General features: G+C 60.1%; 12 protein-coding genes. 4 read left to right on the top strand and 8 right to left on the bottom strand.

All coding sequences use genetic code 11. From position 1 onward, the window contains the following. The 3 genes from AB5202_RS07455 to AB5202_RS07445 form a co-directional block, all read right to left on the bottom strand. Positions 1–1,725, bottom strand: a complete 1,725-nt coding sequence (locus tag AB5202_RS07455; protein ID WP_217108362.1) for an ABC transporter ATP-binding protein — start codon at positions 1,723–1,725, stop codon at positions 1–3. Further along, positions 1,725–2,225, bottom strand: coding sequence for a MarR family winged helix-turn-helix transcriptional regulator (locus AB5202_RS07450; RefSeq protein ID WP_195503962.1), 501 nt, complete (start codon positions 2,223–2,225; stop codon positions 1,725–1,727). The genes AB5202_RS07455 and AB5202_RS07450 overlap by 1 nt, the downstream gene beginning before the upstream one ends. A gap of 181 nt (positions 2,226–2,406) precedes the next feature. Further along, entirely contained in the window at positions 2,407–2,697 is a 291-nt protein-coding gene (locus tag AB5202_RS07445; RefSeq protein ID WP_006235631.1) for a hypothetical protein, read from the bottom strand. 294 nt (positions 2,698–2,991) lie between these two features. Between AB5202_RS07445 and AB5202_RS07440 the strand changes: the two genes are divergently transcribed. After that, positions 2,992–3,513 (top strand): nitroreductase family protein, encoded by a 522-nt coding sequence (locus tag AB5202_RS07440; RefSeq protein WP_217108364.1) that lies wholly within the window; start codon positions 2,992–2,994, stop codon positions 3,511–3,513. Positions 3,514–3,577: 64 nt separating this feature from the next. On the opposite strand, the gene AB5202_RS07435 is transcribed toward AB5202_RS07440, so the two are convergent. From AB5202_RS07435 to AB5202_RS07425, 3 genes are all read right to left on the bottom strand, one after another. Further along, complete coding sequence (locus AB5202_RS07435) at positions 3,578–4,153, bottom strand: hypothetical protein (RefSeq protein WP_217108365.1); 576 nt, start codon at positions 4,151–4,153, stop codon at positions 3,578–3,580. Positions 4,154–4,237: 84 nt separating this feature from the next. Continuing rightward, entirely contained in the window at positions 4,238–5,455 is a 1,218-nt protein-coding gene (locus AB5202_RS07430) for a helix-turn-helix domain-containing protein (RefSeq protein ID WP_368144200.1), read from the bottom strand. Positions 5,456–5,721: 266 nt separating this feature from the next. Further along, positions 5,722–6,756: a YeiH family protein gene (locus AB5202_RS07425; RefSeq protein WP_138113569.1), complete on the bottom strand. Its 1,035-nt coding sequence runs from the start codon at positions 6,754–6,756 to the stop codon at positions 5,722–5,724. Between the two features lie 193 nt (positions 6,757–6,949). On the opposite strand from AB5202_RS07425, the gene AB5202_RS07420 reads away from it, so the two are divergent. Further along, on the top strand, positions 6,950–7,651 hold the full coding sequence (locus AB5202_RS07420; RefSeq protein WP_050766156.1) for a GntR family transcriptional regulator: 702 nt from the start codon (positions 6,950–6,952) through the stop codon (positions 7,649–7,651). A gap of 111 nt (positions 7,652–7,762) precedes the next feature. Here the strand turns inward: AB5202_RS07420 and glmS are convergent, their stop codons facing one another. After that, positions 7,763–9,610, bottom strand: coding sequence for a glutamine--fructose-6-phosphate transaminase (isomerizing) (glmS, locus tag AB5202_RS07415; RefSeq protein WP_368144199.1), 1,848 nt, complete (start codon positions 9,608–9,610; stop codon positions 7,763–7,765). A 311-nt stretch (positions 9,611–9,921) separates the two neighbouring features. On the opposite strand from glmS, the gene AB5202_RS07410 reads away from it, so the two are divergent. Further along, positions 9,922–11,031, top strand: coding sequence for a LacI family DNA-binding transcriptional regulator (locus tag AB5202_RS07410; RefSeq protein ID WP_368144197.1), 1,110 nt, complete (start codon positions 9,922–9,924; stop codon positions 11,029–11,031). Positions 11,032–11,143: 112 nt separating this feature from the next. On the opposite strand, the gene AB5202_RS07405 is transcribed toward AB5202_RS07410, so the two are convergent. Beyond that, positions 11,144–11,794: an HAD family hydrolase gene (locus tag AB5202_RS07405; protein ID WP_161115403.1), complete on the bottom strand. Its 651-nt coding sequence runs from the start codon at positions 11,792–11,794 to the stop codon at positions 11,144–11,146. Between the two features lie 173 nt (positions 11,795–11,967). Between AB5202_RS07405 and larE the strand changes: the two genes are divergently transcribed. After that, complete coding sequence (larE, locus tag AB5202_RS07400; protein ID WP_022094245.1) at positions 11,968–12,846, top strand: ATP-dependent sacrificial sulfur transferase LarE; 879 nt, start codon at positions 11,968–11,970, stop codon at positions 12,844–12,846. Positions 12,847–13,079 lie beyond the last annotated feature (233 nt).

The following is a 13,079-nucleotide window of genomic DNA, read 5'->3' as shown; positions in this document are numbered from 1 at the left end:
CTACTCACCTCCCTTCATTTGCGATTCCGCGATGGCGCGGTACACCTCGCAGGTTTCCATAAGCTCGCCATGCGTGCCCAAGCCCACGACCTCGCCGTCCTTGAGCACAACGATCTGGTCGGCATGCAAAATAGTCGAGATGCGCTGCGCGATGATGAGCACCGCGGCGTCGCGCGTCTCGTCCTGCAGCGCATGGCGCAGGGCCGCATCGGTCTTAAAGTCCAGGGCCGAAAAACTATCGTCGAAGATATACAGGTCGGCGCGCTTCATGAGCGCGCGAGCAATGGCCAGGCGCTGGCGCTGGCCGCCCGAAAAGTTCGTACCGCCCTGGGCAACCGGGGTATCGAGCCCCTGCGGTTGGTCGAGTACAAAGGTGCTCTGGGCAACCTCAAGCGCGTGAAGCATGTCGCCCTCGGTCGCGCCTTCGTTACCAAAGCGAAGGTTGCTCGCCACCGTGCCCGAGAACAGCCACGCCTTCTGCGGCACATAGGCAATGCGCCCGCGGATTTCATCTTGCGTAAGCTCGCGCAGGTCCACACCATTCAGGCGAATGGAGCCCTTGGTGGCATCGTGGAAGCGCAGCAGAAGCTTTGCCACCGTCGATTTGCCCGAGCCTGTCGAGCCAACGATCGCAGTCGTCTGACCGCGACGGCAGGCAAAGCTCAGGTCGCACAGGGTGTCCTCGTCGGCATCGTCAAAGCGAAACGACATGTGGTCGAACACAGCCACCGCATCGGCTTCGTCTTGGGGCTCGCGCGCCCCGTCATCCAGCGTGCGCTCGCCATCGACGATGCTCGGCTCAATCTCCAACACCTGCTGCGCACGGTTCAGGCACGCGGCAGCACGCGGAAGCGTCAGCACCACCATCTGGGCCATCATCACAAAGAACAGGATCAGAATTGCATACTCCAGCACCGCCGAGATACTCGCAATCTGCATGGCGTGGGCGCCTACGCGGTTGCCGCCCACCCACAGCACCGCCACCTCGGCGATGTTCATCAAAAAGAAGCTTGAGCTGTCGAGGCCCACAAACAGGTGGTTGACTTTGATGGCGTTGGCGGCGTATTCGCTAAACACCTCGTCCAGACGCCGTTCCTCGTGGCGCTCCTTGTTAAACGCACGGATGACGCGCACGCCCACAATATTCTCGCGCAGCACCACGTTCATGCGGTCGATAAAGCCCTGTAGGCGCATAAAAATCGGCGCCGCGTTGGCAACCGTAAAGACCGCCGCCACCAGCACAATCGCAACGACTACGCCCAGAAGCGTGCCCATGGCGGGATCGATAAACCAGGCGAAGATGATGCCCGCCACAGCCAAAAACGGCACGGGCAGCACCAGCTGAATCGTCTGCAGAATCGCCTGCTGAATCACGTTGATGTCGTTGAGCGAGCGCGTGATCATCGATCCGGTGCCAAAGCGCTCAAAATCACTGGCCGCGAGCTCGAGCGATTTGTCGTACACGGCATTGCGGATATCGCAAGCCACGTTGGCGGCCAGGCGCGCCGAAAGATAGCAGCCCAGCACCGTGCCGCCGCTAGCCATGCTGGTCGCGATAAACATGTATAGGCCGTTGCGTAAAATGTAGTCGATATCGCCCGTGGTAATACCGGTGTTGACCATGTTCGCCAGCATCGTGGGAACCAGCAGCGTACCGACGTTATCCACCAGCAGCACCAGCAGCGTCACTGCGACAAGCCCTCGATAGGGCTTCAAAAACCTCATTAACAGTCGCACGACTCCCCCTCACCTTGATTCTCGGCTTGGCTCTCGGCAGCGATATGCTGCTTAAAGGCATCGCACTCATCGCCGAGCACCTGAGAGAATTTGCCGATCAAGCGCATAATCTCGCGCTGCTCACATGGCTCAAGCGCGCCAAAGGCTCGCTGCTCGGCCTTGAGTGCCGGCAGCGCATAACGCTCGGCAAATCGCCTGCCCTCTTCGGTCAGGCTCACAACCTTGTTCTTACGACTGCCTTCGGCAAACTCCAACGTTGCGAAGCCCCGCGCCGTCAAGGTTTTAATTGCCGAGTTGATGGTCTGCTTGCTGTAGAACCATTCGCTTGTCAGACGGCTTACGGCAATACTGCCGCCCGCCGTGCTAGTGTCGACGAGCATCCAATAGGCGCAGTCCGAAAGGCCGCAGGCGCGCGAGAACTCCGAATAGATATGGTCGAGTCCATTGAGCAACCGATCGAAGTCGACCAGCGTAACCGCACTATTCATCTATCCCACCATTCAATTGTCCGATTTTTGACCAATTATGTGTCTCTAGATTAGTCCGAGTTTTGACTATCGTCAACAGGCTCTCCGCAAATGCGTGCATTTTTATGGCCTATCGGCAGAAAAAGACCGCCGGCGCGGGGGCGGCGCCAGCGGTCACGTGAAAATCGGGTTTTATTGCCTGTTAAGCGGCGACGGCCTCATAGACCGTAGCGCCCGAGAAGCTGTCATGCAGGCTCTTGCCGGCAATCCACGGCAGCTCGACGACCTCGCAGACCGTGTTGACCAACTCAGAACAGTCAGTAAAGTGGCCCTTGTCGTTGAGGGCCTCGCAATCCTGAACACGCCAATAGCCATCGGTGTGCGTGATGTAGTACTCGTGATCGTTGATCGACACGAAAGCGCGCGTCTTGGAACGCAGCAGCTTCAGAAATCCTTCGAAATCGGTCTCGACGACATCTCCAGCCTGGAACATGATGTTACCTCCTGGCCCGGCGCCACCACGGCGCATTGATAAACGTTGGTACTCCTTTAGTAAAACCTTTATCAGAGGTTATGCGTTCGTCATTTAGGCAAGTGGTAAAAAACCGCAGGGTAGACGGGATAAAACGTTTAACCATCCCATTTGTTTGTCACATTCTGAAGGTACTTTTATGCAAACCTACTTTCCCAATTGGAATCTATCCTTTTGGCCGGGCAATTGACCGTCTATCGTTTGAGCCCGACGGGTATGAACGGGGCATCTGCAACGCCACCGCAAGGAGACACCATGGAGACTATCGAAGCACTCATTCACCGCCGCAGCTGCCGCAACTACAGCGATCGTCCCGTCGAGGCCGAAAAGCTTGCACGTATTATCGAAGCCGGCCAATATGCACCGAGCGGCATGGGCCGCCAGCCGGTGACGTTTGTCGCCGTCACCGACCCCGCGACCGTCGAGCGTCTCTCGCAGCTCAACGCGCAAGTCATGGGCAGCAACAGCGACCCCTTCTATGGCGCCAAGACCGTTGTGGTGGTGCTGGTTGACCGCAGCGTGCCCACACATCTGGAAGACGGCTCGCTCGCCATGGGCAACTTGCTCAACGCCGCCTATGCACTGGGTGTCGATTCGTGCTGGATTCACCGCGCGCATGAGGTCTTTGACTCGCCCGAGGGCCTGGAGCTGCTGGCCAGCTGGGGCCTGCCCGCCGACGGCAGCCTGCGCGGCGTCGGTAACTGCATTCTTGGCTACGCCGAGGACACGCTACCCGAGGCAAAGCCGCGCCGCAACAACGTGGTGTACGTGAAATAGTACAGGAACGTCAGCAGGGGTAGCTAATTTGGGACGGGGCTATTTTAGCTACCCCACTCGCAACTTATATTGACGTCGCCGTTGTCGTCGTTTCGTTCGTCTGGGCCGTTTCGACGTCGTCGCCTTGCTTGTCTTCGTCCTTTTGCACATCGGCGATGGTGGAGGCCGCCGCAACGATACCGCGCTGGGGCGCGACGCTCGTCTGGGCCTGAGCGCCCTCGACAACTTCTGTACCTACATGCGCGAGCTCGGGCGATTTAAACATTGCGTCCAAGTTGGCGCCACCGCCGGCATATCCGAGCGCAGCGAGCGCGATGACGATCACTGCAACGGCGGCCACGATCGGCACGTAGCGATGCCAGCCGGCGGGATTGAGCCCGCTGCGGCGAGCCGCCCCGCGGCTGATGTAACCGAGCGTTCCGTCGTGCTTGAGCTTTGAGCCCACCACGCGTTTGCGGCCCCACAGCGAGGACTCTGCCTGCATTGCCAAGCGGGCGCTTGCCGAAGGATAGCCGTATTTAGTGCGCTTGAACGAGCCATCAAACCCCGAGGCGTGTTTGCCCCACGTCACCGATGTTGTGCGTCGGTTGACCGGCGCGGCACTCCGCCTTCTGCGGCTCGGTTTTGAAGTCTCAGCCATATGCCCTCGCACGCCGTAACCAAATCGAAACAATAACGCTTTGGACTGTAGCACACGCGTCGCGTGCGGTCACGGGCGCCTCGCTCAACGGTCATCGTCCTTCAGCAAGCGCCACAGCGTTGTACGGCTTATGCCCAGCACCTCCGCCGCACGGGTTCGGTTGCCGTGGAGATGGTCTACAACCAGATGCGCGATATCTCGCTCGGTATCGGCCAGCGGTCGCAGGATATACAGGTCACTTTCAAGCGTCGGGGCGCCAAAGGTTGCGGTCTTAATCACGTCCTCTTGGGCGAGCACTTCCTCCGCCACAGCGCGGTCCACCGTGCCCGTCCCCACCAATATATACAGACGTTCCGAGACCTCGCGGAGCTGCAGATAGTTGCGCGGCCAGCGGTAAGCATCGAGCGTCTTCGTCGCCGCGGCAGACAGCGTAGGCGCTGCCGTCCCAAATGCATCAGCGAGATATTCCAAACCGCGCGCGACCTTCGTCGACGCGGCTCCCTGCTCGGCGATTGCCGGCGCGACGCTCACCGCACAGGCGAAGCGCTCGGTCACAAAGGCGGCTTGATCACTTTCGCCGCCGCCCGGCATGTCATTCGCCGTCAGCACCACATGGCAGCGCGTCGCCAACGCGGTGTCGGTCATCGTGGAGACCAGCTCGCGGAGGCGCTGGGGGCCAACCGCGTTCCAGCCCTCAATGCAAAGGGTCAGCCCCATTTGGAACAACGGCGATTCGACGCTTTTGAGTACATGGCGCCAACCGCGCTCGGTGAGCTCATCGAGCGCAACGGAAACAAAGGGCTGATCGGCAAAAGGACCGTCCAGATAGAGGCGCTTGGCGATCTCGACCTGACCCGCTCCCAGCTCGCCCTCGAGCATAAGAGGCACACCGCGCGCGTAACTCTCTGCAACCGGCGCAGCCACCGAGGCCGCCCCCTCAACGATGCCGTACGCGCTCGATTCGTAGCGGGCCTCAACTTCGTCGGCGTTGAGCCACTCGATGCCCGCATGCGCCGCGGCACCGCGCACCTCGCGGACCACGACGACCCAAAGTCCCCCGCCCTCTTTGTCGGTGGGGCGAACGGTCAGGCTCAGGCGCGCACCCGCACGCCCCATAACCAGACGCGCGCCGTCTCCTATACGGTCGAGGCGCTCAGCTACAAAAGCCGCCACATCCCGCTCAAGCGCCGCGTCATTCATGGTCGAGATCGCGATGTCCCCACGCGCATCGATTGCCAATGCCGAGGCCCCGGCAGCAGCCAGGGCCTCGGTCAAGATGTTCAGCTTGGCATCGCTATCCATGATTTGCCCCTGTCCGCGGCGACATGCAGCCGCCGACGGTCGCACGACCGAGTGTTTCAAAATTGAACGATATTGCTCACCAAACACTATAGGGCAGAAAGCGCCGTCCTGCGAGTATAGGTGTTGCCCCGCATCGCCATCCTGGCGGGGCGATAAGAGCTCTTCGGGACTTATAAACCTGCGGACAAGCCATACCCGCAAGAGCTCCTATCGCTCCACCGTGAGAATGCGCTCACCAGCAACCAGCACGCAAACAAGCTACTTCTCTACCAGATTCCCAGTACGTGTTGCATTCCCAAACTCATGCACGCAATGCCAATCCAGCAGCAAAAGCCCAATGCGATGGGCTTGCCGCCCTTTTTGACCAGCTCGACGATATCGGTATTAAAGCCAATAGCCGCCATGGCCATCACAATAAAGAATTTCGACAGCTCCTTGATGGGCGCCGTAAAGGACGCGGGAAGCTGAAGCACCGTGGTGATCACGCTCGCCAGCACAAAGAACAGCACGAACATGGGAAACGCGCGTTTAAGCGAGAACGTGCTTTTGGCGTCACCGCCGGCCTTGCGCGCCAGATGCATCTGCCAGCATGCGAGAACCAACGTGATGGGAATAATGGCCAGCGTCCTGGTGAGCTTGACCACTGTGGCGCTCTCGAGCACATTGGCGCCGGGGTGCATGCTGTCCCAGGCGCTCGCCGCAGCCGTTACGGACGAGGTGTCGTTGATGGCGGTACCGGCAAACAGGCCAAAGCCCTCGTTGGTCAGCCCGAGCATGCCGCCGAGCGTCGGAAACACGAGCGCCGCGATAACGTTAAACAGGAAGATGACCGAAATAGCCTGGGCAATCTCGCGATCGTCGGCATCGATGACGGGTGCGGTCGCAGCGATGGCAGAACCGCCGCAAATCGACGAACCCACACCCACAAGCGTCGCGATCTTGCCCGGCACGTTCATAACGCGGCAGAGCACAAAGGCGATGACAAGCGAGGTCGAGATTGTCGCCACGATAATCGGCAGCGACTGGGCGCCCTTGGACAGAATCTGGGAGAGGTTCATGCCAAAGCCAAGCAGGATAACCGCGTACTGCAAGACTTTTTTGGACGTATAGGTGACGCCGGCGGCGAGCTGTTCGCGACGATTCTTGGGAAAGACGAGCGCCAGGACCATGCCAAAGAGGATGGCGAATACCGGACCGCCGACCACCTCAACCTGTTTGCCGAGCAACGTCGCGGGAATGGCGATGATCAGGCAGAACAAAACGCCTTTCCAGCGCTCGCGTACGATATTTGCCAGTTGCATATGGGATTCCTTCTTTCTATTTCACGTTTGCGACGGCTTATGATACGGCAACATTGAGCGCAGCCTTGCGCAAACACAGACTAAGATGCCGCAATAGTTCTCAGGCAACAGCCGAATTACCCACCGCGGAGAGCTGATTCGCGGCATAATTAACAACTGACATATGAGTTTGATAGAACAGTTGCGAGGCGCTATGGAAGAATCGATGCACGTCGGCGAGCAGGAAACGAGCCTACAGGACCAGTCCTACCACACCATTCGACGCAAAATCGTCTACCTGGACTACAAGCCGGGCGAAAAGCTGGGCGTCAAGCAACTTTGCGACGACCTGGATATGGGGCGCACCCCTGTGCGCGAGGCTTTGGTTCGCTTGGCGCAGGAAGGCCTGGTGCGCACCGTGCCCCAGAGCGGCACCTACGTCTCACCCATCAACCTCACCCTTGCCGAGAGTGCCTGTTACATCCGCGAGCATCTGGAAAAGCAGGTGATCGTGGAGTGCTGTGCGCGCGCCACGTCGGCCGGCATCGAGCAGCTCGACCGCGCCATCGTGCTGCAGGAAAAGGCCATGGCCGAAGAGGATCGCATCGGCTTCTTTTTGAGCGACAACCTCATGCATCACATGATTTTTAGCATCGCATGTCGCAGCACCGTGTGGTCGTGGCTCGAAGAGACCAATGCCGACCTGGAGCGCTTCCGCTGGCTGCGCGCCGCCACGCAGGTTCTCGACAATCAGGACATCGTGAACGAGCACAAGCAGATTCGCCGCGCTATCGCCGGTCGCGACCCCATCGAAGCGAGCTTTTTGGTCAGCAAGCACCTGCATATGATGTTCCGCAACCAGACCGAGGTTCTGGACCAGTTCCCCGAGTACTTCGAGACCAGCAAGCTCCGCTAACCTGCCAAATAGGGACAGGTTCATTTTGGCAGGTTTTATCTGGGCAAATGAAACAAGGCCCGGCTCCGCTGCAACGGAGCCGGGCCTTGGTCGCCAGAATGGCGGAACCAACTACTCCACGGTAACGCTTTTCGCCAGGTTACGGGGCTGGTCGACGTCGCAGCCGCGCAGGATGGCGACCTCGCGGGCGAGCAGCTGCAGCGGGACACTCGCCGTGATGGGGCTGAACACGTCGCGGACTGCCGGCACGCGGATGATGCAGTCGGCAATCTTGTTGATCTCCTCGTCGCCCTCGGTGGCAACGACGATGACCTTGGCACCGCGCGCCTTGCACTCCATAAGGTTCGACACGGTCTTGTCGTAGGTGGCACTCTTGGTGGCCACAGCGATGACAGGGAAGCCCGGGTCGATCAGGGCAATGGGGCCGTGCTTCATCTCGCCGGCGGCGTAGGCCTCGGCGTGCAGGTAGCTGACCTCCTTGAGCTTGAGCGCACCCTCGTAGGAAATAGCGGCACCCATGCCGCGGCCCACGAACAGCGCCGACTGCGCATCCTTGCACAGCAGGGCAGCCTCATGCACGGCATCGGTCTGCGTGTCCAAAATCCACTGGATCTGCTCGGCAGTATCGGAAAGCTCGCGGAACAGCATGCGCGCCTGCTTGGTGGTCAAGCGGTACTTGACCTGCGCCAGTAGCAGGGCCAAAAGCGTGAGGCTCACGACCTGGCCGATGAAGCTCTTGGTCGAGGCGACCGCGATCTCCTTGTTGGCCTTGGTGTAGATGACGCCGTCGCTCTCACGCGCCACGGGGCTGCCCACCACGTTGGTGATGCCGAAGACCTTGGCACCCTTGATGCGCGCGTCGCGAATGGCAGCAAGGGTATCGGCCGTCTCGCCCGACTGGGACACGGCAACGACAAGCGTCGTCGGCGTAATGATGGGATTGCGATAACGGAACTCGCTGGCCGCCTCCACCTCGGTGGGGATGCGAGCCCAGCCCTCAATGAGATTCTTGGCAATGAGGCCAGCGTGATAGCTGGTGCCGCAAGCGATCACGTAGACGCGGTCGATGTCGTTGAGCTCCTCGAGCGAAAGGCCCAGCTCGTCGATGTCGAGCTCGCCGGCCGGCGTCATACGACCGACCAGCGTGTCGCGCACGACGCGCGGCTGCTCGTGAATTTCCTTGAGCATAAAGTCGGGATAACCGCCCTTTTCTGCCATGTCCAGGTCCCAGTCGATGTGGGTGACCTTGGGCTCGATAACGTTGCCGGCCTCGTCGGTGTACTCGACGCCTGCGGGCGTGAGCTTGGCAAACTGACCGTCCTCGAGCACCACGACATCGCGGGTGGCGTCGATGAGCGCGATGACATCGGAAGCAACATAGGAGCCGGTTTCGCCCACACCGACTACGATCGGGGAATCCTTGCGGGCCACGGCGATCACGCCGGGCTCGTCAGCGCACACGGCGGCCAGACCATAGGCACCGACCACGTGGGTGCAAGCCTCGCGCACGGAGGCCATCAGGTCGTGCGTCTCGGCATAGGCCTCTTCGATCAGATGCGCGAAGACCTCGGTATCGGTCTCGCTCTTAAAGTGGTGGCCGCGACCCTCCAACTCTTCGCGCAGCTCGGCGAAGTTCTCGATGATGCCGTTGTGGACGATGGCGATACGACCGTCGCAGCTGGTGTGGGGGTGAGCGTTAACGACGGAGGGCTTGCCGTGGGTGGCCCAACGGGTGTGGCCGATACCGCAGGTAGCGTCGCTGTCGATATTGGAAAGCTCGCTCTCCAGGCCCGCAACCTTGCCCACGCGGCGAATGACGTCGAGGTGAGCCGCGGCGCCCTCGCCCACCTCGAGCGCGACGCCCGAGGAGTCATAGCCGCGATACTCCATACGCTTGAGGCCCGTGACCAGGATGTTCTTTGCAATATCAGAGCCGGTGTAGCCGACAATTCCGCACATAGGATAAATCCCTTCGTCCGCTTGACTGCAAAACGTCCACGCACAGGGGGCGCTGAGACGCATAACGTTCGAGTATTGTACTCACGCAAACGCAAGCTGATATACCAGAAGTGGTATCTCAACTTAGATACCACCCGATGCACACACGTCCAGCCGGTCCAAACCACCACAAAGGTACCTGCCCCCTTCGTGGTGGTCGCGCTGGCAACGGCGTTTCCCCAGATAAACCTGCCAAAATAAACCTGTCCCTTTTTGGTAGGTTTAGGATGCTACAATCTGGCTTGTACTTGAAACGCATCAAAGGGGCCGCTATGGCAAAGGTAAAAATCAGCGACGTCGCGCGCGAGGCCGGGGTTTCGCTGGGCACGGTTTCCAACGCGCTCAACCACCCCGAAAAGCTGCGCCCCGAGACCCTCAAGCTCATCAACGAGACCATCAATCGCCTTGGCTACCTGCCCAACCAAAGCGCCCGTCAGCTCGCGGGCGGCGCCACCAAGTCCTTTGGCCTGGTGCTCCCCCGTCTCGATCACGGCTTTTCGCTCCAAATCGCCAGCGGCGCCCACAACGAGGCCCGCAAGCACGGCTACGACTTGCTCATCGCCAACGCCGATAACGACGACATTCTCGAGGACCATTACCTGCGCTATTTTATGGGCACGCAGATGTCCGGCGTCATGGTTCAGCCCATGGCGTCCCCCGACTGGCATCCGGCCATGACTAAAATGCCCGTGCCGATCGTCCATCTGGACATCCATTGCTCCGAGCCCGGCTACTACGTAGCGGCCGACAACGAGGCCCAGGGTCGCATCATTGCCGAACTTGCCATCGCCCGCGGCGCACGCCATATCACCGTTGTGGGTAGAGCAGCATTTATGCAACTCACCCTGCGCGTCCTTGGCATTCATAAGGCGCTCGCCCTGCACCCCGATATCAAGATCGAAGTCATCGACGCCGGCGAATGGAATACCGCCGCCGACGGCTACGGCATCGGCGCCCAAATCGCCGCGCGCCCCGCCGACGAACGCCCCGATTTTGTCGTCGGTCTGACCGACGTGCTGGCCTCGGGCGTCATCTCGGCGCTGGTCGACAAAGGCATCGCCGTCCCCGGGCAAGTACGCGTAGCAGGTTGCGATGGCAACCCACTCGCTTGGAGCGGATCGGTCCCGCTCACTACGGTAGCGCCCCCGGGCTACGAGATTGGCCGCAAGGGCGTTCAATTGCTCATGGAGCAAATCGAGAACAAGGCCCCGGCAAAGATCAAGCATATCCGTGTCGGCTCCGCAGCGCGTACCGTCACCGCAGTCGCCGCCGAGGATATCAACCGCCAAGAACTGGTACGTCCGTTCCTACTGGAACGCGCCAGCACCCAGGCAAGCAGCCAGACCGACGCCACGGCCATCAACCTCGGTGCGTATCTATAGCACGCCCGCGAGTATGCTAAGTCGCCGCTTAAGCAAAAGGGGCCCGACTATTGCCGGCCCCTTTTGCTTAAGCGCAAACGTGAGCAATTGCTCGTTTCAACACCGCAATTGTCTAGCGCACGGCCTTGACTGCCGCCGCCAGGTCGAATAGCGTATCGAGCACGGCCTCGCAGCCATCCACCACGTCCTGCGGCAGCGGCACAATATCGGGGACGGCAAAGACGTGACAGCCGGCCGTGATGCCCGAGACGCAGCCGTTGCGCGAATCCTCGACCACGGCACATTCCTCGGGAGCAAAGCCCGCGCGCTCGCAGGCGAGCAGATACATCTCGGGGTCGGGCTTGCCGTGCACGACGTCCTCGCCACACGTTACCGTTTCAAACTTGTCAAAAAGACCGACCATCTTAAGGTTGCGCTCGGCCGTAACGAGGCGCGACGACGTCGCTAGACCCACGTGATAGCCCGCAGCCAGCAGCTCGTCTAGGCACTCGGCGGCACCGGCCTTAAGTTCCAGTTCGGTCTTGACCATCTCGTCGCGAATCTCCTTGTGGCGACGATAGATCGCCTCGGTGGTTTCATGGCTGCCGTAATGCTTATCAAGGATGTCCATAACATCGGGCAGCGTGCGGCCGATAAACTGATGGATCAGCGCTTCATCAATCGCGAGCCCCAGCTCAGCGGCGCCTGCCTTCCAGGCCTTAATCCCCAAACGCTCGGTATCGACCAGCGTTCCATCCATGTCAAAAATAACAGCCTTGATCATATCGGTCCCCCATCGACTCTCGCTGTCGTATTGCCGCAACTCTACCGCATTTGGCAACTTGTATATAACGTATATACCATATTGCACTTTCGTTACACAGATAGAAGTCTTATGGCAAGTAACGCATTAGGATTATAGTTTTCGATCGAGTACTCAACGATAAGGATCGTTTCATGATTTTAGACACCACGGCACCCGCAGAGGAGCTTCAAGACAAGCTATCGGCGCTCGAACAGCTGCTTTTGGCATACGGGCGCGTGGCTATCGGGTTTTCCGGCGGCGTTGACAGCAGCTTTTTGGCCGCCGTATGCGCCCGCATCATGCCTACCAATACCCTCCTCGTCCATCTCACCACGCCGCTCATCGGCACGCCCGAGCAGGCTTCGTTTGAGCAGTCCGTTGATGGGCAGGCCAATGAGGGGCCGCATTTTAAGCTCCCCGTGCTCAATCTTTCGGTGGATCAGCTGCAGCTCCCCCAAGTAGCCTGCAACGATACTAATCGCTGCTACCACTGCAAGCACGCCGGCTTTACCGCCATCGTCAACCACGCCAAGTCGCTCGGCTTTCCCACCGTCATCGATGGCAGCAATGCAAGCGATCGCGGTGACTACCGCCCCGGCATGCGTGCGGCAGAAGAGCTCGGCGTACGCTCACCCCTTATGGAGGTCGGCTTTACCAAGGACGAAGAGCGCGAGCTGCTGCGCGCATGGGGCTATCCCGTTTGGAACCTGCCGGCGGGAGCATGTCTTGCCACCCGCGTCCCCACGGGCGAGGAGCTTACACGCGAGAAGGTCGATTTAATCCGCGCCTGCGAGGATTACCTGCACGATCTTGATCTGGCACAGGTACGCGCGCGCTTGGTCGGCGGCTGCATGCATATCGAGGCCGCACCCGCAGATGTCGCCAAGATTGCTGCCCTCGGTGGCAACGCCGTCGACGACAAGGGCAAGACCCCGCTGCCCGCCGCCATCGAGTCCGCGCTGCGCGAGCTGGGCTGCGACCATATCTCCCCCGAGGTCACCCCCTACATTCACGGCAACATGAACCTTTAGGTTACGCCGTTTTACAAACGGCGTAACTGCTCGGCGCTGCGCGGGCTCCGGACACGGCAATCTGACGTTCAACTTCACGGGCGCGACCAAAAGGTCAGCGCCCGCTTGTTTCACGTCACCTTACCGCACCCGGAGACCGCTCGCTCGCATATGCTCAGATCGCGTCGAAAATGTTGGTGTAAGGGTGACGCCCTAGCGCCCGTTTAACGAAGAACGGCCTTCGTCCTAGAATC

The organism is Collinsella aerofaciens (genome assembly GCF_040915545.1).
In the GTDB taxonomy this organism is placed as follows: domain Bacteria; phylum Actinomycetota; class Coriobacteriia; order Coriobacteriales; family Coriobacteriaceae; genus Collinsella; species Collinsella aerofaciens_BE.
Note: the sequence above shows the minus strand (reverse complement) of the source record. Positions and strands in the feature narration are given on the sequence as shown.

Coding starts and splice junctions, on each gene's coding strand:
- AB5202_RS07425 (WP_138113569.1), bottom strand. CDS start 6,756: ATGCAACTGGCAAATATCGTACGCGAGCGCTGGAAAGGCGTTTTGTTC.
- glmS (WP_368144199.1), bottom strand. CDS start 9,610: ATGTGCGGAATTGTCGGCTACACCGGCTCTGATATTGCAAAGAACATC.
- AB5202_RS07455 (WP_217108362.1), bottom strand. CDS start 1,725: ATGAGGTTTTTGAAGCCCTATCGAGGGCTTGTCGCAGTGACGCTGCTG.
- AB5202_RS07420 (WP_050766156.1), top strand. CDS start 6,950: ATGGAAGAATCGATGCACGTCGGCGAGCAGGAAACGAGCCTACAGGAC.
- AB5202_RS07435 (WP_217108365.1), bottom strand. CDS start 4,153: ATGGCTGAGACTTCAAAACCGAGCCGCAGAAGGCGGAGTGCCGCGCCG.
- AB5202_RS07450 (WP_195503962.1), bottom strand. CDS start 2,225: ATGAATAGTGCGGTTACGCTGGTCGACTTCGATCGGTTGCTCAATGGA.
- AB5202_RS07440 (WP_217108364.1), top strand. CDS start 2,992: ATGGAGACTATCGAAGCACTCATTCACCGCCGCAGCTGCCGCAACTAC.
- AB5202_RS07445 (WP_006235631.1), bottom strand. CDS start 2,697: ATGTTCCAGGCTGGAGATGTCGTCGAGACCGATTTCGAAGGATTTCTG.
- AB5202_RS07410 (WP_368144197.1), top strand. CDS start 9,922: ATGGCAAAGGTAAAAATCAGCGACGTCGCGCGCGAGGCCGGGGTTTCG.
- AB5202_RS07405 (WP_161115403.1), bottom strand. CDS start 11,794: ATGATCAAGGCTGTTATTTTTGACATGGATGGAACGCTGGTCGATACC.
- AB5202_RS07430 (WP_368144200.1), bottom strand. CDS start 5,455: ATGGATAGCGATGCCAAGCTGAACATCTTGACCGAGGCCCTGGCTGCT.
- larE (WP_022094245.1), top strand. CDS start 11,968: ATGATTTTAGACACCACGGCACCCGCAGAGGAGCTTCAAGACAAGCTA.